19 protein-coding genes are annotated in these 20,434 nt (G+C 49.3%); 9 read left to right on the top strand and 10 right to left on the bottom strand.

Annotated features, from left to right (window positions below; all coding sequences use genetic code 11):
- The first annotated feature begins 723 nt into the window (after positions 1-723).
- Entirely contained in the window at positions 724-1,794 is a 1,071-nt protein-coding gene (locus tag ACXAD4_RS22530; RefSeq protein ID WP_475244245.1) for an AI-2E family transporter, read from the top strand.
- Positions 1,795-1,874: 80 nt separating this feature from the next.
- Here ACXAD4_RS22530 and ACXAD4_RS22525 read toward each other — a convergent pair whose 3' ends face one another.
- The gene (locus ACXAD4_RS22525) at positions 1,875-2,615 is read right to left on the bottom strand and encodes a TetR/AcrR family transcriptional regulator (RefSeq protein WP_475244244.1); all 741 of its coding nucleotides are present in this window, start codon (positions 2,613-2,615) and stop codon (positions 1,875-1,877) included.
- A 169-nt stretch (positions 2,616-2,784) separates the two neighbouring features.
- On the opposite strand from ACXAD4_RS22525, the gene ACXAD4_RS22520 reads away from it, so the two are divergent.
- From ACXAD4_RS22520 to ACXAD4_RS22505, 4 genes are read left to right on the top strand one after another with little or no spacing between them, the layout of a single operon-like run.
- On the top strand, positions 2,785-3,861 hold the full coding sequence (locus ACXAD4_RS22520) for an efflux RND transporter periplasmic adaptor subunit (protein ID WP_475244243.1): 1,077 nt from the start codon (positions 2,785-2,787) through the stop codon (positions 3,859-3,861).
- 4 nt (positions 3,862-3,865) lie between these two features.
- Positions 3,866-4,939, top strand: coding sequence for an efflux RND transporter periplasmic adaptor subunit (locus tag ACXAD4_RS22515; RefSeq protein WP_475245613.1), 1,074 nt, complete (start codon positions 3,866-3,868; stop codon positions 4,937-4,939).
- A gap of 8 nt (positions 4,940-4,947) precedes the next feature.
- Positions 4,948-5,184: a hypothetical protein gene (locus tag ACXAD4_RS22510; protein WP_475244242.1), complete on the top strand. Its 237-nt coding sequence runs from the start codon at positions 4,948-4,950 to the stop codon at positions 5,182-5,184.
- Positions 5,181-8,240: an efflux RND transporter permease subunit gene (locus ACXAD4_RS22505; RefSeq protein ID WP_475244241.1), complete on the top strand. Its 3,060-nt coding sequence runs from the start codon at positions 5,181-5,183 to the stop codon at positions 8,238-8,240. Before ACXAD4_RS22510 ends, ACXAD4_RS22505 begins: the two co-directional genes overlap by 4 nt.
- 93 nt (positions 8,241-8,333) lie before the next feature.
- On the opposite strand, the gene ACXAD4_RS22500 is transcribed toward ACXAD4_RS22505, so the two are convergent.
- Genes ACXAD4_RS22500 through ACXAD4_RS22490 form a run of 3 tightly spaced genes read right to left on the bottom strand, consistent with a single transcriptional unit; the run spans position 8,334 to position 10,259 of the window.
- The gene (locus ACXAD4_RS22500; protein ID WP_475244240.1) at positions 8,334-9,008 is read right to left on the bottom strand and encodes a ChrR family anti-sigma-E factor; all 675 of its coding nucleotides are present in this window, start codon (positions 9,006-9,008) and stop codon (positions 8,334-8,336) included.
- A complete protein-coding gene (locus ACXAD4_RS22495; RefSeq protein ID WP_475244239.1) occupies positions 9,001-9,615 on the bottom strand; it encodes a sigma-70 family RNA polymerase sigma factor in 615 nt (204 codons plus the stop codon). Before ACXAD4_RS22495 ends, ACXAD4_RS22500 begins: the two co-directional genes overlap by 8 nt.
- Positions 9,616-9,662: 47 nt before the next feature.
- Complete coding sequence (locus ACXAD4_RS22490) at positions 9,663-10,259, bottom strand: hypothetical protein (protein WP_475244238.1); 597 nt, start codon at positions 10,257-10,259, stop codon at positions 9,663-9,665.
- 181 nt (positions 10,260-10,440) lie between these two features.
- Between ACXAD4_RS22490 and ACXAD4_RS22485 the strand changes: the two genes are divergently transcribed.
- Complete coding sequence (locus ACXAD4_RS22485; RefSeq protein ID WP_475244237.1) at positions 10,441-11,868, top strand: DUF4397 domain-containing protein; 1,428 nt, start codon at positions 10,441-10,443, stop codon at positions 11,866-11,868.
- 75 nt (positions 11,869-11,943) lie between these two features.
- Here the strand turns inward: ACXAD4_RS22485 and ACXAD4_RS22480 are convergent, their stop codons facing one another.
- Both ACXAD4_RS22480 and ACXAD4_RS22475 read right to left on the bottom strand, forming a co-directional pair.
- Positions 11,944-13,410 carry a sodium:solute symporter family transporter gene (locus tag ACXAD4_RS22480; RefSeq protein ID WP_475244235.1) on the bottom strand — a complete coding sequence of 489 codons (1,467 nt, stop codon included), beginning with the start codon at positions 13,408-13,410 and terminating at the stop codon, positions 11,944-11,946.
- A gap of 21 nt (positions 13,411-13,431) precedes the next feature.
- On the bottom strand, positions 13,432-15,201 hold the full coding sequence (locus ACXAD4_RS22475; RefSeq protein ID WP_475244233.1) for an FAD-dependent oxidoreductase: 1,770 nt from the start codon (positions 15,199-15,201) through the stop codon (positions 13,432-13,434).
- A gap of 290 nt (positions 15,202-15,491) precedes the next feature.
- Here ACXAD4_RS22475 and ACXAD4_RS22470 point away from each other — a divergent pair, with 290 nt between their 5' ends.
- Positions 15,492-16,487, top strand: coding sequence for a LacI family DNA-binding transcriptional regulator (locus tag ACXAD4_RS22470; RefSeq protein ID WP_475244231.1), 996 nt, complete (start codon positions 15,492-15,494; stop codon positions 16,485-16,487).
- Between the two features lie 22 nt (positions 16,488-16,509).
- On the opposite strand, the gene ACXAD4_RS22465 is transcribed toward ACXAD4_RS22470, so the two are convergent.
- Positions 16,510-16,806, bottom strand: a complete 297-nt coding sequence (locus tag ACXAD4_RS22465; protein ID WP_475244229.1) for a DUF6482 family protein — start codon at positions 16,804-16,806, stop codon at positions 16,510-16,512.
- A gap of 289 nt (positions 16,807-17,095) precedes the next feature.
- Between ACXAD4_RS22465 and ACXAD4_RS22460 the strand changes: the two genes are divergently transcribed.
- Entirely contained in the window at positions 17,096-17,617 is a 522-nt protein-coding gene (locus ACXAD4_RS22460; RefSeq protein ID WP_475244228.1) for a tetratricopeptide repeat protein, read from the top strand.
- 79 nt (positions 17,618-17,696) lie between these two features.
- Here the strand turns inward: ACXAD4_RS22460 and ACXAD4_RS22455 are convergent, their stop codons facing one another.
- Positions 17,697-17,945 (bottom strand): CG2 omega domain protein, encoded by a 249-nt coding sequence (locus tag ACXAD4_RS22455; RefSeq protein WP_475244227.1) that lies wholly within the window; start codon positions 17,943-17,945, stop codon positions 17,697-17,699.
- Between the two features lie 65 nt (positions 17,946-18,010).
- Positions 18,011-18,619 carry a TetR/AcrR family transcriptional regulator gene (locus tag ACXAD4_RS22450; protein WP_475244226.1) on the bottom strand — a complete coding sequence of 203 codons (609 nt, stop codon included), beginning with the start codon at positions 18,617-18,619 and terminating at the stop codon, positions 18,011-18,013.
- Positions 18,620-18,739: 120 nt separating this feature from the next.
- Between ACXAD4_RS22450 and ACXAD4_RS22445 the strand changes: the two genes are divergently transcribed.
- Positions 18,740-19,921 (top strand): MBL fold metallo-hydrolase, encoded by a 1,182-nt coding sequence (locus tag ACXAD4_RS22445; RefSeq protein WP_475244225.1) that lies wholly within the window; start codon positions 18,740-18,742, stop codon positions 19,919-19,921.
- An 87-nt stretch (positions 19,922-20,008) separates the two neighbouring features.
- On the opposite strand, the gene ACXAD4_RS22440 is transcribed toward ACXAD4_RS22445, so the two are convergent.
- Entirely contained in the window at positions 20,009-20,386 is a 378-nt protein-coding gene (locus tag ACXAD4_RS22440; RefSeq protein ID WP_475244224.1) for a DUF2541 family protein, read from the bottom strand.
- Between the last annotated feature and the right edge of the window lie 48 nt (positions 20,387-20,434).

Here is a 20,434-nt window from a genome sequence, read left to right as displayed (position 1 = left end):
TCTAGTTTTGATATCCCGTGGGATGCTATGAGGGTAATGGTTTTATCTGTGGTGGTGTTGAGAGACAGATCACGGCTATACCGCCTGTTTTTTTATGCGCAATTTGCATAGTTAGATGATATGAGTAAGTGGTGTCTTTCTATTCTTTTGCAAATGAATTCTTCTGTGCAGCCAGAGAGTTGCCTGCATAGTTGCGCGCATGAGTGAAAGTTAGCAAACCAAGTCCGTGAGTAAAATTTTGCTGTGTTTGGGCGCGAGATCATACTTTGGTAAGAAAATGGCTGCTTGGTAGCGAAAAGTATTCATTTGGGGAATGAAATGGCGGGTAGATGCCTATGAGCAAGGAGTCCCTCGCAGAGTAGAAGTAGAAAAAGCAGGAAAGAAAAGGTCTCTTCAATTCGTTGGTTAGTGATGGTAGGAGGGAAAGAGACCTTTGTACCAATGGCGGACGCTAATTTCACGTAATGGGTACTAACATCCCGAAGGAATGCAAGAGAAAGAGTATGCGATCTATTTAGAGTAAAAAATCTAAATGATGAATAAGTGAACAATTATCTTTGCGAGCAAAATACTGCGCATGTCGTGAAATGGTAAGTCTACCGACATTGAAGTGGTTACTATTTAGCCAAGTCAGGGCGAGAGCCCATCAGTTAAAAAAAGCCATTTGTGAGGTAGATTGTGAATGCTCAACAATTCCTAGTAACACTCCCGGGCAAAAGCTCAATGGATACATTCATTAAAGCGATGTTGTTGCTGCTGGTGGTGTACTTCTGCTATCAGATATTGCAGCCATTTTTATTGCCCATTGTCTGGGGGGCTATTATTGCCATCGCTCTGATGCCATTGGTCAAAGGGTTGATGAAACGCTTTTCGCTCTCCCAGGGCAAGGGGAGCATGTTAGTTACCTTGGTAGCACTTGCGGCCTTGCTTGTTCCAACAGTCTGGTTTTCCGGTGCGGTTTTCAGTACCACCCAGGAAGTGGCAACGTCGGTCACGGAAGGCACTTTGGTGATCCCTCATCCTGAGGCATCGGTGGCGGAGATCCCGGTTGTCGGTGAGCCGCTGCACAAGGCTTGGAGCCTTTCTGCAACGAACCTAGAAAGTGCACTGGAGACCTATGCACCACAGGTAAAAGCGTTTGTTTCGAGTGGTTTATCTGCGGTAGGTAGCCTAGGTGGCAGTGTTGTTCAGTTTATTATTTCAATTTTGATTTCCGGTGTGGTGATGAGTAATGCCGGACGCTGTAAAGCAATGGCGAACAAAGTTGTTTCGCGTCTGTTGGGTGATAAGGGTGAAGAATATGTCGGTCTTTCAATTGCAACAGTTCGTAGTGTGGTTCAGGGCGTAATTGGTGTTGCAGTTATCCAGGCGGTATTGGCTGGATTGGGTATGGGCGTTGCAGGTGTACCAGCAACAGGTTTGTGGATGCTTGCGGTATTGATTCTGGCGATTATTCAGCTGCCACCAATCTTGGTACTGGGCCCTGTAATGGCTTACTTGTTCGCAGTAGAGACAACAACAGTTGCGGTACTATTTACAGTGTGGGGTATTCTGGTAAGTGCGAGTGATGCAGTACTGAAACCAATGTTGATGGGCCGTGGTGTAGATATTCCGATGTTGGTAATTCTACTGGGTGCACTGGGCGGTATGATGATGTCAGGAATTATCGGGTTGTTCGTTGGTGCGGTGGTTCTGGGTCTAGGCTATAAACTACTGATGACTTGGCTAGAGCAGGCAGAAAGCACCGAACAAGAAGTTACTCAAGCGGCACTTCCGGTAGCAGCAACAGTTTAAAAAATCAGGCATTAACAGAAAAAAAGGTCAATACCTCGGGTATTGACCTTTTTTGTTTTGTCTCGATCTTTCTGGCTATGTTATTTCGTTTCTTGTGAGTCTTTTTCTTCTTTATCGCAACCCCATTCGCAAGGGAGTTCGATAAGAATATCCGACAGCTGTTTTGGTTGCAGCATTTGCTCTGGGGTGATGTTGAATTGGGTTGCCATGGTTTGGTTGAACAGCTGCCAATGGTTCAGCAGGCATTGCTCTTCGCTATCCTCTTCCCAGGTTTCGCGCAAAAACGGCTTCATGCTAGCCGCGCCATGGGCATACATCATCATTTGCCATTTCATTTCCCATACCTTGACGGGTGTGGTTGGGAAATCACGGTTGCAGTTATCAACCAGCCGATTAACGAACTTTTCAAGCTCTCCGTTGCTATCGAAGAAGTAGTCCATCAGCACATCACCTTGCCTTACCCCATCAGCAATCAGCTGGATAGGCATCGGATGGGCAAGCTGTTGAGCCAGCAGCATGGTGACAAAGCGATAGAGAATGACATTACTCGGTAGCTCGGAAGGAATTTCTTCCAGCAGCTTGTACATGTAGCTCAAGAAATAGACATGGAGGTTGTCGCTGATACTTTGCCAGATCTTCTCTTTGCTGCCGAAATGGTGACGGATCAAACTGTGTGATACGCCAGCCCGCTCACTGATGTTTCTCAGTGAGACCCTTTCGTACCCCAATTCGCAGAACATTTCCGCGGCGGTTTTGATGATCAGCAGCTTGGTTTCTTCGGCGGCCTGTGCGCTGCGACGGCCCTGTTTTCTCTCGGTCATCGTTCTATCTGTTTCATAGCCCACGCCATTTTTACCAAAAAAACGCGGGGGCGTCATCTGTGTGTTCACAAAATAGTTTTATTGTCCACCTGTAAAATATACTTGATCTCAGCATAAATCAACTTATACTGCACAGGTGTGTAATATAAACAATTAGAGAGAAACGCCTGTGAAAGGAACATCCATTTCGTTCACCCCGTTTGTCAGGGTGGCAACAATAGTGTTGCTGGGAAGCATCCTAGCCGGATGTAACCAAGCCAACTCAGAAATAACCCAAGAGGTCGTTAAGCCTGTGAAATTGCTGGAGGTACCAATGCCAGCGAATCAAGCAAGCAATGCTTTTCCCGGAAAGCTAGAAGCGACACAGCGCGCCCAGCTATCTTTCCAGGTGCCTGGCGAAATTGAAAAATTGACCGTCAGGGTTGGTCAGCGCGTCGAGCGGGGTCAGGTATTGGCCGTGCTGGATGATCAGGATTACCGCTTGGCTTTCGATGCCAAATTGGCAGAGTTTGAATTGGCGCAGAGTCAGTTTCAGCGTGCCAAACAGCTATATGGCAAAAAGTTGATCAGTACCGATCAGTTCGACCAGCGCGAGACGGCCTACAAGGCAGCCGCCGCTAACCTGGAACAGGCGAAGACTGACGTTGAGCATACTTTGATCAAAGCCCCTTTCAACGGTGTCGTTTCTCTGAAATTTGTTAACCAGAATCAGTTTGTCGGTGCTAACCAACCGGTGATGAACATCCAGAACGTTGACGAGATGGATGTGAGCTTCAACCTGCCGGTACCATTTGTAAAACAAAGTAGCCTGTCGGCGATCCGACAGACCGCGGTGTGGGTTGAGATGGATAACCACCCAGCCCAGCAGATCCAGGCCGAGTTCAAAGAACTATCGACCAAGCCCGATGCCGATACCAATAGCTATACCGCCAAGGTGACACTTTCTCGCCCAGAAGCGATGAACTTACTCTCCGGTATGGTCGGTCAGGTGCATTTTGCCAAGCCTGAGCTGTCGACCGCCTTACGCTTGCCGGAAGGTGCATGGGTTGAGAAACAAAATGGCCAAGGCACATTGTGGCAGTTTGACCCTGCCACCGGTGTTGTTGATGCATTGCAAGTCGCGCTTAACGATGAGGGCGAAGTAGTATCCGGTCTGGCTCCAGGGATCATGGTGGTGATAGCCGGTGCGACCGATTTGTTACCGGGCCAGCAAGTACGTGCCTGGGAACGTGAGGGTGGTATCTAAGATGTTGAAAAAGATGTCATTCGCCGTCCTTTCCATGATGGTATTGGCCGGTTGTCAGGAGCCGCCTCAGCAACAAATCACTGCTCCGCTAGCAGTATCATCCCTGACGGTAGATCAGCCGGTGACTAGTCAGTACCGCACCTTCAAGGGCCAGGTGGAAGCAGCCGAAAATACTCCGTTGGCGTTTCGTGTCGAAGGTGAGTTGCGGCGCGTGTTGGTCAAATCTGGCCAGCAGGTCAAGAAAGGTGATCTCCTTGCAGAGCTGGATGCCGATAAGTTTCAGCAGCAGCGTAATGACGCGCAAGTGCAGTACCAGCTGGCGACGAAGCAGCTACAGCGTGGCCGTGAGTTGTTTGAACGCAAGATGATTTCCAAGGCTGAACTTGATGAGCTATCAGCTAATCACAAGTTGGCAAAAGTGAACTTTAACTCGGCGGAGCGTCGCTTGGGCTACACCCGTTTAGTTGCTCCGTTCAATGGTGTGGTCGCGGATGTACCGAAAGAGTCGTTCGAAGCGGTATCGCCGGGCGAAGCGGTCGTTAACCTTTACCAGGACGACTTGCTATATATCAATATCGCGGTATCCGACAACGTGCTAGCAATGTTGAATCCGCAGCAGGCGAACCGTGGTTATCAGCCGATGGCTCGTTTTGGCACAGAGCCTGAAACCTACCCGGTGAACTATCTCGAGCACACCAGCGAGCTTGAGCCTCAAAGTCAAACCTACCGCATGTGGTTTGAAATGCCACAGCGAGATCCTGCCATTTTGCCGGGTACCAGCGTATCCCTGCGTGTTGATATGGCCGAGGCAGGCTTGAGCACATTGCAAGGTTACCAACTGCCAATGACTGCCATTGAGGCAGGCCGTGAAGCTGGCCAGTTTTTTGTCTGGAAGATCGACGGTAACCAGGTTCAAAAAGTGGAAGTTGGGATTGGTCAGCTGAATAACCACGGTGCCATCGTGAGCAGTGGCGTCAGCGAGGGTGACCATCTGGTGACATCCAGCCTGCGTAAATTGCGTGAGGGAATGGAAGTGAGTTTGCTTTCCAAGCCAGCAGCAGAGGCGCAAGCCCAGTGAAATTTAACATGCCTACTATACGCCAGTCCCTTATCCGTTGGGTGATTTGGTTTGTGATCACATTAGCCGGACTCGCTTTTTTTACCGAGCTGGGTCAGCTAATGGCTTGGAAGCTGATTGAAGAAGGCATGCAGTATTTAGAGTTATCAATTCAGACCAAGCCCGTTGTAACAACAGCGGTCGGGCTTGGTGAAGAAGATTGGGGATTGACTATGGCAGTAGCCACCATGGGAGCAGTACAGTGAATATTGCAGAGTATTCAATAAAAAATAAAGTCATTAGCTGGCTGTTCTTGATTATTCTGGCGGTCGGGGGCGTCACCTCGTTCCTTGATTTGGGCAGGCTGGAAGACCCGGCTTTTACCATCAAAGATGCCATGATTGTTGCGACCTATCCGGGCGCAACCACCACTGAAGTAGAAGAAGAGCTGACCTACCCGCTGGAGAAAGCGGTGCGTCAGTTGCCGTATATCGACAAAGTGACCTCGACCTCGTCGGCTGGGATGACCCAGATTATGGTCAGCATGGAGATGATTTACGGCCCGGACGAGCTGCCACAAATCTGGGATGAAATGCGTCGTAAGGTCAATGACCTGCGCCCGACGTTGCCTTCTGGTGTCGGCTCGCTGCAGATCATCGACGATTTCGGTGATGTATACGGTGTGATGATCATGCTAACCGGTGAGGGCTATTCCTATATCGAGCTCAAGCAGTATGCCGATTACCTGATCCGCGAATTGGAGTTGGTTGACGGTGTGGGCAAGGTGAGTCTTGCCGGCGATCAGCAAGAGCAGATCTTCGTCGAGATTTCTGTTGAGCGCATGGCTGCACTCAACCTGGACATGAACACCGTTGTTGGCCTGCTTAATCAGCAAAACAGCGTGACCGCCTCGGGCGAGATGATGATTAATGGCCAGAACCTGATCATCCGCCCAAACGGCGAAATGAACAGTGTCGAATCACTGGAAAACTTGGTTATCCATGGCCGTGACACCGGTAATCTTATCCGTTTGAAAGATGTCGCTACCATCTCTCGTGGCGTGCAGGAAAAGCCGGGCAATATAGTGACTTACAATGGTCAGCCAGCGATTAACCTAGGTCTTTCTTTTGCCTCTGGTGTCAACGTCGTAGAAGTGGGCAAACAGCTTGATGCCCGTTTGGCTGAGCTGGAAAACATCAAGCCAGCCGGTGTCGAGTTGAACTACTTCTACAACCAGGCTCAGGAAGTTGACAAGTCGGTGCAGGATTTTGTGGTGAGCCTAGGTCAGGCGGTTGCGATTGTTATCGTGGTACTGCTGTTTGCCATGGGACTGCGCAGTGGTGTGATCATCGGTTTGGTTCTGCTGCTGACGGTATTTGGCACCTTTATCATGATGAAGCTCAATGATGTTGAGCTGCACCGTATTTCCCTTGGCGCACTGATCATTGCACTAGGCATGCTGGTGGATAATGCCATCGTGGTGGTCGAAGGGATTTTGGTGGGCTTGAAGAAAGGTCGCACCAAGGTGCAGGCGGCGGCAGATATTGCCAAGCAGACCCAATGGCCGCTGCTCGGCGCAACGGTGATTGCCATAACGGCGTTCGCGCCTATCGGTTTGTCATCGGATGCTACCGGTGAATTCATGGGCTCGTTATTCTGGGTACTGTGTTACTCGCTATTCTTAAGCTGGATCACCGCGCTGACTCTGACGCCTTTCTTGGCCGATCTATTGCTTAAAGAGGAAGATAAAAACCAGCAGGACGATGAAGATCCGTACAAAGGGGCATTGTTTACCATCTTTGGCGCACTGTTGAAATTTGCTCTGCGTTTCCGCTGGCTGACCATGGTCAGCATGCTAGCCCTGCTGGTGAGTGCGGTTATCGCTTTTGGTCAGGTGAAGCAGTCGTTCTTCCCGCCGTCGAATACGCCGATGTTCTATGTGGATATGTGGATGCCGGAAGGTACGGATATCCGCGAGACTATGCTTCAGACCGAGCAGGTTGAGCAGTACATCCGCAGTCAGGACGATGTTGATTTCGTTACAACCTCTGTGGGTCAGGGCATGCAGCGATTCATGCTGACTTATCAGCCGGAGAAAAGCTACGAGTCTTATGCTCAGTTGCAGGTGCGTACTACCAGCCGTGACAACATGTTTGATTTGCTGCACAAATTGGATACCGGGCTGCCTGCCAAGTTTGACCAGCCGACGTTCCAGTTCAAGCTGATGGAATTTGGCCCGTCGCCAGCATCGAAGATCGAGGCACGTATTATCGGCCCTGATCCACAGACGCTGCGTGATATCGCGCTGCAGGTTGAAGATGTCTTGCTGCAAGACCCAGGTGCTCGAAACGTTCGCCACGACTGGCGTGAGCGTACCAAGGAGCTAGTGCCGCAGTTCAACGAAACCAAAGCGCGTCGCCTGGGGATCTCGAAAGAAGATCTGTCCAATACCCTACAGATGGCTTACGGCGGTAACACTATTGGTCTGTTGCGTGACGGTACCCATATGCTGCCGATCATTACCCGCTTGCCGGAGTCCGAGCGTGTTGATTACAACACTTTGCAGAACCTGCAGCTTTGGAGCCCGGTTCAGCAGGCCTACGTACCGATTGAGCAAGTGATCGATGGTGTTGATCTCGGCTGGTCTGAGCCGCTTATCCAGCGCCGTGATCGTAAGCGTACATTGACGGTACTGGCAGACCACGATGTGCTGGGTGATGAAACGGCGGCGACCCTGTTTAATCGTATTCGCCCACAAGTTGAAGCGCTGCCGCTACCGGTTGGTTACAGTATCGAGTGGGGTGGTGAGTATGAATCGTCGAAAGATGCGCAGGAAGCCATGATGGGCTCGATGCCGATGGGCTACCTGTTCATGTTCGTCATCACTATCTTCCTGTTCAATTCAGTGAAGAAGCCGTTGGTGATTTGGGCCACGGTGCCGCTGTCGATTATCGGTGTGGCATTTGGCCTGCTGGCAACAAACATTCCCTTTAGCTTCACGGCCTTGCTTGGCCTGTTGAGCCTGAGCGGGATGATTCTGAAAAACGGTATCGTATTGCTGGATCAAATCAATATTGAGCTGGAATCTGGCAAGCAGCCTTATGATGCGATTGTTGACAGTGCTATTAGCCGTGTTCGCCCTGTGAGTATGGCGGCACTGACCACAATTCTGGGGATGATCCCGCTGGTGTTTGATGCCTTCTTCAACTCGCTGGCGATTACCATTATGGCGGGACTGGGCTTTGCTACAGTACTGACATTGATCGTAGTCCCTGTGTTATTTAGCCTGTTCTACAACGTTAAGCAGCCAGCTAAAGCTTAATCAGCCAGAAACTGAGAAAACAAAACCCCGTTGTACATCATGTGCAACGGGGTTTTTTATAGGATTGTTTGGGAAAATAACTTCAGGAGGTCTTTAACGTCTGAAGAACAGCTGACTGAACGGGTTAAGCAAGGTCGCCAGCCCGGATGTGAAGTGCAGTGGCGCATTTAGCAGGGTAAGGCATAAGCAATCCTGTCCTTCACGGGTTCTTGGTAAATGGGTATGCTCATCAGTCTGCACGATGAAATCACCTGGTTTGTAGGTACCGCTTTCATCGTAAAACTCACCAGCCAACACCAAGGTGATTTCCTGTCCTTGGTGGGTATGTTCAGGCAGTGAGCTGTCCGAATCCATGTAAATGAAGTTCATCTTGCTGTCACCACTGACCTCGACCTGTGCCCGTTTGATATTACCCGGCAATCGAGACCAAGGACCGATTTTGTCGTTGTGGCGTTGCAGTACTGATGGAAGCGGGTAGGTTTTATCTTCCATCGTCAATTCGCTATCAGGTGCCTCTTCAACACTAGTTTCAGCAGGCTCTTGAGCCATGATTTCGAGCATCATTGCACTGAGTGAAGGTGTCAGTGCCACGGATTCACTACTTTCTAGAATACGTGCCTGTTTAGCCTCGATAGCCGCAATTTTCTGCCGACAGTGAGGACAAAACTCAAGATGAGCACTAATCATAATGCTTGATGCAGAATCGAGATCACCGTTGGCGTAGCGACTAAGGAGGTCATGGTTAGGATGGAAGTGAATATTAGCCATCTAGGGCCTCCTTCATTTTTTGTAGGGCAAGGCGTAATCGGCTTTTCACCGTGCCGAGTGGAACGTCTAGGGCATCGGCGACATCTTGATGGGATGCGCCTTGCATACAAACCATACGGACTATTTCAGCTTGTGCGGGTGGCAGATTGTTGATAGCAGCTTCGAGCTCTTTGCTAACAATAGAATGAAATTCGATAGGTAATTTATCGGCATCTTGCTCTTCATGCAAAATAGGCCATAAGTCATCGCCTTGAACCCAATCCTGTTGATGTTTCGATTTACGCAGTAAATCAAATTTGACGTTCCTTGCTACCGAATAGATCCATGTAAGGGCTGCACCTTTAGTCTCATCATAGAGGTGAGCTTTGAGCCAGATCTTAAGCATGGTTTCCTGAACAATCTCCATTGCCATTGAGTCGTCTCGCAGTTGCTTGCGGGAAAAGTTAAGCAACTTTGGGGCGACAAAGGTGAAGAGTTGTTCGTAACTGCGACGACAACGGGAAAGGGCAATATTGTTGAGTAGCAGAGCTACATCAATAACCGGTGCTTCTTCGTTGATCATAGGCTCCTTGCTGATCCCGGAGTGCATTACTGCATGTGTTTTCATGTTGACCCTATCTGCAAGCTTATGTCCGTTTGCAATAAACGCCAAAACTAATTGATGCGATCACTTTGACGAATGATTTTTTTAAGATATCTGAGACATAGCTTGGACGTCGGGTATTTGAGCAGACGTTGTTTCTTATCTAGCGGGATAGGGAGGATTTCCAGCCAGCGCCAGCAAATCCAATTGGTATTGAAGTGTTTTGCTGTTGAGGGAGCCGCTGAGCCTAACCATTTGTTAGGATACTCATTAGTACACTGCATGAGCCGTAAAACAAGTACATCGTCTAAGGGGAGAAAACTATCTTGCCACAATGGATAGACTTGGCCTTCGAGCCGCTGGTGCTGCATACCTTCAGCGGTAACTTTTCCCCAATGCCTAATAGCTAACTTGAGTTTAATTTGGCTTCCGCTTAACCAATCAACGTCTTCAATCGCAGCAAACATTATGATGTCACCGTTGTTGCTAGCAATTTTGCCCGAGTCATCTTGCATAACAAGCCACAATCCGCCAGCACGCAGTCCGTCAGTAACAGCGTGTGTAAAATGATACCCAGCCCCATTAATATCGCCGCTTCCCATAGGCATAAGGTGCTCACGACATTTTAAATAGGGTAAGCGTTTAGATTCGTTACTGATTACTGGCACTGTGTATCCTCCCTTTTTTGAATTACTACGTGGGGAGTTCTGGTTTGGATGACTGCTTATTTTCATTTGGAATGGGGAAATCTCAATATTGAGATTTTTTTTGTGAAGTAATTTTTTTTTGATCGGATGAAAGTAAGGCAAGCGTATCTAACGCCACAGACAGTCATGAAGGAATACTCTGATGAAAGCCAAGTCACTAACCCTTGCTATTATTTCGGCTCTTGCTCTTGCCGGTTGTCCAATTACCGATGACGATGATGACGATACAAAAACAACGTCCAAGTTACGCGTCACCCATGCCAGTAGCGATGCCCCACTTGTTGCTATTAACTTAAACGGTGAAACTGTTGAAGGCCTTGAGATGGTCGACTATCAAGTTGCCAGTGGTCTACTAACTATTGATAGCGGCACCTATGAAGTTGCTGTGGAAGCTTTGCTAACAGGGGAAGATACCCTTGAAGTGATTAACGAAAATCTCGATTTCGCGCCTGACATGCAGTACGACGTGTTTGCTTTGGGACAGACAGCGAACATTGCCCCTGTTGTGCTTAGTCGTGAGGATGTTGCTCCTGAAGGCGGTGATGTACGCCTAGATGTACTGCACGCCCACCCGGACGTGCCGCCAGTCGATATTTACCTTACTACCGATGAAGAAATCACTGATGCCGACCCGGCAGTGCCCGGATTGGGCTTCGCCATTGATAGTGACATATTGCCTGTAACCATTGATTCTGGCACCTACCGTATTCGTGTCACTGTAGCTGGCTCAAAAGACGTCGCTTTTGACAGTGGTGAATTAGATTTAGCAGGTGGTAGTGATTTGATGATCACTGCGGTACCGAACGTCGATGGTGGTGCGGTATCACCAGTTAATTTGTTGGTAGCCGACGGTGAAGGAGTTGCAGTACTTCGCAATACCGGCGAGAAAGCAACGGTGAGAGTCGTGCACACAGTGGGTGATGTAATGCCATTGCCGGTTGATGTATTAGCTTCTGGGGCACAGATCGATGACGAGTTTAATAATATATTGTTCCCAGAATTCCGTAGCCTTGATGTTGATGCTGGCACCTATGATCTGAGTGTTGCATCGTCGGATGATAATACTTTGGTGGTGATTGAAGCGCCTGGAGTGGAGTTCCCAGCAGGTAGCGCAACCAGTATTTACGCTATGGGTAACCTAAACAGCGTGACTGACGAAACCATTGAGCCCGTTGTGATTGAAGAAGATCTCCGCTCAGTTGCAACCTATGCCAAAGTACGCGTTGTTCATGCTAATACATTTGCAGGGCTTGTCGATGTTCATGCTTCTACCGATGGCATGTTCAGCGAGTCAACGGTTGTGCTTGAAGGTGTTGATTTTACCGAGTCAGCGGTGCTCAATGTACCAGGCGGGACTTACATGCTGGCAGTAACCGCGACTGGCGATTTGACCCCGCTGATCACCGGTGAAGCCGCTGTTGAAGATGGCGGTGTCTATACAGTCGTCGCTCTTGAAGACCTGACATTTGGCATCAACGTAGACTCTGCTGATGCAGGTGATGCAGGTGATGCAGGTGATGCAGCTGACGCCGACATGGAAGCAGAACCAGAGGCCGAAACCGAATCTTAATGGTTGTTTTGAAGCACTAAAAAGCCATCCCTCGGGATGGCTTTTTTGTTGGGTCGTACAGAGTTGTTGTTCTTATTAGCTAGCGGTAGAGGCGACAGTTAGCTGCTTTTTTTTCATGATGTTATCCGCAATTAACAGCATGGCAACAGGCACCAACAGACCAACAGCCTGATTCATTACACCCATGTTGGCGGCGAACCAGTCAATTTTAGCAAGCACAAACTGAAGTAGGAAACCCGCACCCGCGGTGACCACCACCGTCAGGTAGGCGTGCAGTTTAGTGACTTTACCGACAAACAGTGCCCACAGAGTTGGCATGACCATTGGCCCAACAAACAAGCTGGTGATGCTGACAATCAGCTTCTCAGCCCCGCCTAGGTATGGGATGGAAATACTGATCCCGATAACCAGCATCCCTAGCATAATGGTCACGATGCGGCCGACCTTCATCATTTGTTCATCGTTGGCCTGCGGGTTGATGCGCTTGCCGTAGAATTCGGTAGTTAGGGCGCCGGAGAACACGTTGAGCTCCGATGAGGCCATACTTGCCGTTGCAGCTAACATTGAAGATACCACCAGACCTAGCATGCCTACAGGCAGTACGGCCTGCGCCGACAAGATATAAGCCTGTTCTGGGTTAGCATCCGGATTGATGGTGCTGTAGATGATCGGTGGCAGCATCCATAGTACCGGCGTGATGATGTACAGTGCGCCGAACAAGTAAGAAGCTTTGCGGGCATCTCTTGGCGACTCGACACACAGGTGACGCTGGACGAATGCCCACTCACCACCGACCTTGAACACATGTACCAAGATCCAGCCGAAGATGAATATCTGGGTGTAGCTGCTGTTGAAGAACGACAGGTGGCCTTCTGGTAAGTTAGCGATGATGTTCTCGCTACCACCACCCAGGCTGTAAATCATTGGCAAGATCAGGCAGACCGATAGCATCAACACCACAAACTGGGTGAAATCGGTCAGTAATACTGCCCACAGGCCGCCAAGGAAGGTGTAGAGGATGATCACCGTACCGACGATGATGATCAGCCAGTTGACACTGAAGAAGCCATTGTCATCGGCAAAGAAGTTGTCCGGCGAGACGGGGATCAGCGAGCTGACAATCACAGCCACCGAATACAGGGCAACCGAAACCCCGATGATCCGGGTGACAATACCCAGCCAGGTGTACATTTGCAGTACGCCTTGACCGTATTTCTGACCGACAAATTCAGCCGCCGAGGTGGCACCGGATTCTTTCCATTTACCGGCAAAGAAATACCCGGCAATCAGCGCAGCGACACCCATACTCATACACACGGTAATGGCGACCACGCCAAGGCGATAGGCCACACCGCCCCATACCACAAAGGTACCGGCAGAGAACATGGTCATATAAGCCGAGATGCCTGACATCCACCAAGGGGATTTTCCCCCGGCAGAAAACATTTCGGCGCTGTTGGTCATCCGCTTGGAAGACCAGTAGCCGATCCCGACCATACCGGCCAGGAAGGCTATGAGGACTATTACGTCTAAGATGCTCATCGTTTCATTCCTATATCGTTATTAGAATACTTTAACTTCGAAGATTCGGGCACAAGGATCGCCGTGGGTTGCAGTCACTGTGATCTGGATAGCGTCACAGCGAACGGGCTTGTCGAGTGCGATCTTGTTGTGGCGTAGGTGGTTTTCGGTAACAGAGTGTTGGTGGACGACTTGGCCGCCCAGCAGGCAATCAATGCGATAATCTTTGACTATCTCCAGCGGGAAGCCTTCTCGTTGGGCTGCTTTGTTAGGCTTGGAGATAGTGATCATAATTTCGTTCGACAGGTTGGAGTCGAAGTTGAGGATCATTTCTGATGCTTCGACAGTGCCGCCGAAGTCCAGCGTGAGCGTTTCGCCCTCAGAAGACAGAGGTTGGGAGACCCACAGGTTTTGCTGATCACCAATATTTCGCTGCCAGCCGTTGATGGCTTTGCTCGCCTCATAACCTGCTTGTTGTGATGAGGCGTTGACTGTTGCCTGCAGGGCAAGGTTGTTAGGGTCGGTGTCTTGGATACCGAATAGGTAGCAATCGTCTTTGAGCAGGCGGAATTGCAGCTCTTGGATATGGGCATTCACTTCTCGCGGGCTCAATGATTTTTCAATCGTCATTGCAGCCGCAGTACCGATGGCCTGGCCGATCACACCGCAGGTAGCCATGACACGGGTTGAGCCGAATGCCATGTGCGAGGCACTGATGTTACGGCCGCCAACAAACAGGTTGCTGATGTTACGGGAATACAGGCTGCGGTAAGGGATCGCGTACATGTCATTGGTTTCGATCCATTTGGTTGGGGATTCCTTGCTCTTAAGGCCATCTTTGACATGCATGTCCATCGGCCAACCACCGTAAGCGACGGTATCTTCGAATACTCGTGCGCCGAATAGATCATTGGCATTGAGCACATAGTCACCCAGTACCCGGCGGCTGTCGCGCTTGCCCGGCAGCATACCGACCCAATCGAGCACGTAGTTGTCGGCACCGTGATCACCACCGTTCTTGATGTGATCCCAAATACCGTAAACTGCCTTGAGGAGTTCATCACGGATCACCTCGCCATCGCGGGTCGTGTTGAGCTCGGTGCCACCCAGCTCGATCCACCAATACCCAGCTGTAATGTCCCGGTGGCTGCGGTCTTTGAGATCCTCTTCGGTGTAGGTATTGGCCCAGCTTGGCTTTTTGAATGGTACCGGGTAGCCCATGTCCTTGGATTCGAACATCAGGGTATTGCCCATCATCACGTTGTCAGCCTGATCGGGAGCGAGCTCTTCATCGTACTCGTGGCGGGCTTCGCGACCTGTGCGGATATCGGCCCCTGCTCGCAGCGACAGAACAGCATCGCCAGAAGTATCGACAAAGTTGCTGGCGAAAAATTCAAAGCGGCGCTCCGTGGTGGTTTGCTCGGCCTTGATGGAGACGATCCGGTTGCCTTCCATCTCAACGTCGGTCATATGAGTGTTGAGAAACAGATCCAAATTGTCTTGGAAAGTAACTTTCTCCCACAAAACCGTATCAAGCACCGAGAAAGAGTGTTGCGGGTTGATCAAACGGTTATCAAGCAAGATCTCTTCGATGATCCCGGTTTCGCGGGCATTTTGCTTGCTGGCATGATAGTCCGCGCCGCAGATATGCATGCGTACTTCAGAGCTGGCATTGCCTCCTAGCACTGAACGGTTTTGGATCAGCGCGACTTTTGCGCCGTGTCTTGCTGCAGCCAAAGCGGCACAGACGCCGGAGATCCCACCGCCGACGACAACAATCTCATACTGGCGGGTTTCAAAAGTGTAATTCATACCTGTTTCTCTCATTTTAACAATCGCTTTCTTGCTTGCTTAAGCGTTTAAGCAAATTTAAAATGATAATAAGCAGACTGGTAGAAAGTGAAAACGTTTTCCCTGTGAAAATGTGATCTTGTTAAAGTTGCCAAGCGTCGCTGTGTGCGCTGGCTCATGTTTCGGTATAATGCAAACAGCATTGACGTTCATGCGCTGAATAGTTGGCTGGACGTCGTTAAGCAAGCATTCTTTGAGGCATACAACTGAGGCCCGATATCAACATTTGGGCTGAAGTGGTGGAGTAGTAAATGGCAGCGACATTAAAAGATATTGCCAAGGTGGCAGGTGTTTCGGCAGTAACGGTGTCGTATGTATTGAATAATAAAAACCGGGTGAGCGATGCGACCAAAGCTAAGGTGATGGAAGCGGCGAAAACGCTCAACTATGTGCCGAACCGTGCCGCAAAAATGCTGGCCAGCAAATCAACCAAACACATTTGCTTGGTCATCTCCGGTCCTGACTATGAATACCTGACCAACCCGTATATCTATAAGTTGGTAAACGGTATTGGCTCGTCATTGAATCAGCACGGTTATGAACTTACGTTGCGTATGGCCAAGGCAGACAATGAGTTGGCGTTTATCCAAGGCGAGCTGAACTCTAACCTGTATGACGGGGTGTTGATCTGGGGTACCCGTATGCCAGATGAGCAATTCTTATCCCTTTTTGACCATCGCGTACCGATTGTTTCTATTGCGCGGGACTTGCAGGATGAAGCCGTCAATGCAGTATTGGTGGAGCACTACCAGTCTGCCTATCGGATGACCCAATACCTGATCGATAGCGGCTATCGCAAAATCATGTTCCTTGGTAAGTTGGATGTGATTAAAGCGGCGCGGGATCGCTTTGAGGGTTACCGTCAGGCACTGCTTGATAATGGTATTGAGTACGATGAAAGTTGGGCCTACAAAGCGGACTATTATCAGGAAGATGCTTACCAAATCGTGTCTGATATGGAAGAAATCAATTTTGATGCCGTATTTGCCGCATCGGATTTGATGGCGATAGGCGCAATGAAAGCCCTGCTGGAAAAAGGGCTGTCGATTCCAAAAGATATCGCTGTTGCAGGCTTTGATAACATTCCCAATAGCGACATGTTACCGGTAGGGTTGACCACCGTTGATACGCCGATTTTTCAGCTAGGGTCTCAGGCGGCGACCATGCTGGTAAGTCTGATTGAAGAGCAGGATACCGAGCGTAGAATTGAGCTCGGCACAGAGTTGATGATCCGTCAGTCAGCCTAACACTTCCGATCAATATGGGCAGTTAGAAGGTAATATCGTATCGGACTTTGCCACCAGTATTATCGCTGCTGCCTATCATTTCATCGTAGGGGGTCACCATTTCAAATACCGCTTGGTGTATTCCCAACTTGCTCAGTTTCTCTTTCGCTTCTTGCAGCGAAGGGCAAGTCACAGAATGATGTTCCTCATCTTTCAAGTGGTAAAAATTGCCCATTTCATCTTCCCCACCAATCAAATAGCAGGTTGAATCTGCTGTATTGAGAATGGTTGGCGTGAATTTTCCTCGCTTCATCAATGAAAGTAATACTTCCTGAGTCATAGCCATACTCCTGATTAACAACAAGTCGCTTGCGCATTTCCTGTGATAAACGCCGAAAGGCGAGAAAGCGATCAACTTACTTAATGATAATGTACACAGCAATTGTGAACCTTGGATGTCAGAAACTGCTCTGGTGCATATTTGCACAGTGATAGGGAAATGATAGAGAAGAGGTGGGAACAATCCTTGCTAACCGTTTGATTTGTTTGAGTCACAGAACTGGCATCACTTTTTCATAAAACCAATATAAATTGTGATTAAGATCGATATTCAACACAAGGAGATGGATATGCAGCGTAAAATCAGGAATGTGATGTGTGCTCTTGTCGTGTCAGGTGTTGGGGCTTTTGTCGTTTCGGCGCCAGTATTTGCTGATATAACACCAGAACAGCTTAAACGTCTGCAATTGACGGCTGGATTGGGTGATAGCCAGTCACAACTGGCCTTGGCCGAGGCTTATGCGCTGGGCTACGGAGGATTGATTGTCAGTGAGGAAGCTGCCGTGAAATGGCTAACTCAAGCCGCGCAGCAAGGTAATGCCATGGCCCAGTATAACCTGGGGAATATGTTTTATTTTGGCTTTGGTGTCGAGCAAAGTGCGGTGGCTGCGTACGAATGGTATCTTGCGGCAACGGCAAAAAGGCATCCCCATGCGCATTATATGGTTGCCCTATTGCAGGCTAAAGGAGAGCTAGGCCAAGTCGACGAGTCGCAAGTTCGTTATTGGCTCAACGAAGGGGCCTCATACGGTGACCCTAGTGCTTCATATGTTTTAAACCATGTGGGCGTTGATAAGCTCAGCCAATTTTAGCTGAGTAAAAGTGCGGGATGTTTGGGGTTTCACGATGTGCTACTGGGAGGCTACACACCCAGTAGCGTTGAAGTAGTATTCAGTAGGTGTCTTTCTTTGGCTTCTTGTCTTTCTTGTTTCCTTTGCCTGGGTTGTCATCACCGTGGACACTGCGGTTTTCTTGATTCTTTTTCCATTGTTCACACTCTTCCGAGGTGATTTTGACGTTATCAGACTCCAGTTTCAGGCAGTCTTTACTTAGCTCGAATCCGTCACCGGATATCTTTACGTCAGCAGCTGCTCCTGAGCTTAGAGTAAGAGCAAAAAGGCAAACGAAAACTCGATACATGGCTAATTCCTTGTTGTTGATATCACAACAAGTGTAGAAGCCCCTCCGCCTTTGTGCGTAAGGGGTTAGTTAACTTCGTAAGCCGCCGTAAACTGTTTTACCGCCGACTCGATAGTTGCCTGTTGAACCTCTGGGCCGGGTGCTGGCATGTGGGCCATGATTTGCGGCCAGAAAATTGTGGCCTTGAGGCTGGCGATAAATTGTTCCGAGGCAATCTCTGGATGGGCAACCTCAAGCCTGCCAGCTGCAATGCCGTCTTGGATCCATTGGCTTAAGCCATGGCAGCCATCAATAGGCTGGAATTTCTCTACCATCAAAGCCGCTAAGTCTTCCGAGCGGATACATTCGCTCATGACCACTCGTGCAACTGCCATGAAACAAGGACTGCAAAGTAGCTCCACTTCTTTTTGGGCGATGTGAGTTAACTGCTCTTGGATGTTGAGATCAGGGTTGAACGGAATCGAGCTGATCACTTTCACGTTGGAAACCAGCCGCTCGACAATCACCTCGAACAGGCTTTCCTTAGTTGGGTAGTACTTGTAAAGCGTCCGCTTGGAGACTTCGGCTTTCTTCGAAATCGCTTCCATACTGGCTTGTTCGAGCCCTTTTTCTGAAAAAATTTCCAGTGCGGCACAGACAATATTTTCCTGTTTTATTTCAGCGACTTTACCCATAAAAATTATCCAAATGCGTGATGACGTAGAACTTAAAGGTAAACGGGTGTGTTTACTTTTTAAATTTAATAGCTATGATTAAAAGTATACACCATCGTTTACTTTTGAGGCTAGCGACAAATGAAAACTACACTGAAAGCATCTCTGGTTGCCGTTATGGGTGCCCTCGGCCTTGTGGCCTACAACAGTGGAAATGCTGCAGATACCGATGGCAGCTATGTGCGCAGTCAGGAAATCCGTGAAGCAAGAATTGCCAGCTCGCCTCAGTTCAAAGATGGTAAAGCTATTACTAACATGCCAAGTGTTCAGAGTGAAGAGGGTATGCTTTCTGTAATGTGGAAGTTTTTCATGCAGCGCGATCAGTATAAGCCTCAACAACGTTTGCAGTTCCAAGCGGTAGATACACCACAGCTGGAAACCCCGAGTGACGCTTTGCGTGTGACCTGGCTAGGCCATTCATCGCTGTTCTTGGAGGCTGACGGCGTGCGTATGTTGGTGGACCCGGTATTCGACTATGCGTCGCCATCGGCATTTGCCAGAATGTTCTCGCGCAATGTCGATGCACCGGTTAGCCGTGAAGACTTGCCGCTGCCAGACGTGATCCTGATTTCCCACGACCACTATGATCATTTGGAAGAAGCAACGGCACGTTTCTATGCCGATAAAAACGTCCGATTCTTTGTTCCGCTGGGGGTAGGCCGCCACCTTGAGAAGTGGGGCGTGAGGCCGGGTAACATCGAAGAGTTTGACTGGTGGGAAAGTGTCGCTGTCGGGACTGTTCGCATTACTTCGGCCCCGGCTAACCATAATTCAGGTCGAGGCCTGTTTGATAGCAATACAACATTGTGGTCTTCATGGGTAATTCAGGCAGAAGCAGGCAGCGTGTTCTACAGCGGTGATTCGGCCTACGGTGAACACTTCAAGCAAATTGGCGAGCGTTTGGGGCCGTTTGATATGACCTTTATCGAAGTTGCCGCCAACGTAAAAGATGGCAAGGGTTATCCGGTAGAAGGTTGGGGCCATATGCAGGCCGCTCATACCATGCAGGCGCATTTGGATGTGGGTGGTGACAAGCTATTCCCTGTCCATTGGTCAACGTATGAACTGTTCCTGCATAAATGGGATGAGCCAGTCAATGATTTGATTGCCGAGGCACAAGTACATGAAGTGGAATTGGTGACGCCTTTGATTGGCCAGAGCTTGGATATGTCACAGCCGTTCCAGACTTCATATTGGTGGCAGGGCACTGAGCAGTGGCAGGAAGCCTCGGAGATGACCCAGTTGGCTTACCGGACCGAGTAATCGCTCGCTAAAACCGTTTGTATAGTATCGCGTAAGAAGGGCAGTTGTTGTAGCGACTGCCCTTTTGTATTTTGGATCGAGGTGATGTTACTGTCGGCCGTAAACCCGAACTCCAGCCGAAGATTCCTTGGCCTTGCCAAACACTTCGAGATTTTTCACACAGCGGGTATAGGCAAACTTGCGCCAGTCTGTTTGGTCATGTTTGTCTAGTTTGCGGTGAAAATGGATGGTCTTGGTGTCGTCATTGTTGAAGGTCACCACGATTCGTTCTAGTCGCATATCTCGATCGGCTTTTACTTTTATTGCATCCACCCGGCGGCATACCAGCAAGGGGATCTGTGCGCCATGATCACTTTTGCCTAATAAGATGGTTCTGCCCAGCGTGATTTTTTCATCGGCATAGACAAACGAAGAGACGCCGAGCAAGCCAATGCTCATTGCCAGAAAGATAGTATGTTTTTTCATTGATATTGTTCAGAAATAACAGCGGCGCTGTTAAGCCAAGTACAGTGG

The organism is Photobacterium sp. AWH4_225, from assembly GCF_056158405.1.
Note: the sequence above shows the minus strand (reverse complement) of the source record. Positions and strands in the feature narration are given on the sequence as shown.

What these genes read in the sequence shown, in the direction of transcription:
- ACXAD4_RS22500 (WP_475244240.1), bottom strand. Translation starts at nt 9,008, where the DNA reads ATGGCTAATATTCACTTCCATCCTAACCATGACCTCCTTAGTCGCTAC.
- ACXAD4_RS22485 (WP_475244237.1), top strand. Translation starts at nt 10,441, where the DNA reads ATGAAAGCCAAGTCACTAACCCTTGCTATTATTTCGGCTCTTGCTCTT.
- ACXAD4_RS22450 (WP_475244226.1), bottom strand. Translation starts at nt 18,619, where the DNA reads ATGGGTAAAGTCGCTGAAATAAAACAGGAAAATATTGTCTGTGCCGCA.
- ACXAD4_RS22495 (WP_475244239.1), bottom strand. Translation starts at nt 9,615, where the DNA reads ATGAAAACACATGCAGTAATGCACTCCGGGATCAGCAAGGAGCCTATG.
- ACXAD4_RS22465 (WP_475244229.1), bottom strand. Translation starts at nt 16,806, where the DNA reads ATGACTCAGGAAGTATTACTTTCATTGATGAAGCGAGGAAAATTCACG.
- ACXAD4_RS22480 (WP_475244235.1), bottom strand. Translation starts at nt 13,410, where the DNA reads ATGAGCATCTTAGACGTAATAGTCCTCATAGCCTTCCTGGCCGGTATG.
- ACXAD4_RS22525 (WP_475244244.1), bottom strand. Translation starts at nt 2,615, where the DNA reads ATGACCGAGAGAAAACAGGGCCGTCGCAGCGCACAGGCCGCCGAAGAA.
- ACXAD4_RS22460 (WP_475244228.1), top strand. Translation starts at nt 17,096, where the DNA reads ATGCAGCGTAAAATCAGGAATGTGATGTGTGCTCTTGTCGTGTCAGGT.
- ACXAD4_RS22455 (WP_475244227.1), bottom strand. Translation starts at nt 17,945, where the DNA reads ATGTATCGAGTTTTCGTTTGCCTTTTTGCTCTTACTCTAAGCTCAGGA.
- ACXAD4_RS22530 (WP_475244245.1), top strand. Translation starts at nt 724, where the DNA reads ATGGATACATTCATTAAAGCGATGTTGTTGCTGCTGGTGGTGTACTTC.
- ACXAD4_RS22510 (WP_475244242.1), top strand. Translation starts at nt 4,948, where the DNA reads ATGCCTACTATACGCCAGTCCCTTATCCGTTGGGTGATTTGGTTTGTG.
- ACXAD4_RS22445 (WP_475244225.1), top strand. Translation starts at nt 18,740, where the DNA reads ATGAAAACTACACTGAAAGCATCTCTGGTTGCCGTTATGGGTGCCCTC.
- ACXAD4_RS22475 (WP_475244233.1), bottom strand. Translation starts at nt 15,201, where the DNA reads ATGAATTACACTTTTGAAACCCGCCAGTATGAGATTGTTGTCGTCGGC.
- ACXAD4_RS22440 (WP_475244224.1), bottom strand. Translation starts at nt 20,386, where the DNA reads ATGAAAAAACATACTATCTTTCTGGCAATGAGCATTGGCTTGCTCGGC.
- ACXAD4_RS22470 (WP_475244231.1), top strand. Translation starts at nt 15,492, where the DNA reads ATGGCAGCGACATTAAAAGATATTGCCAAGGTGGCAGGTGTTTCGGCA.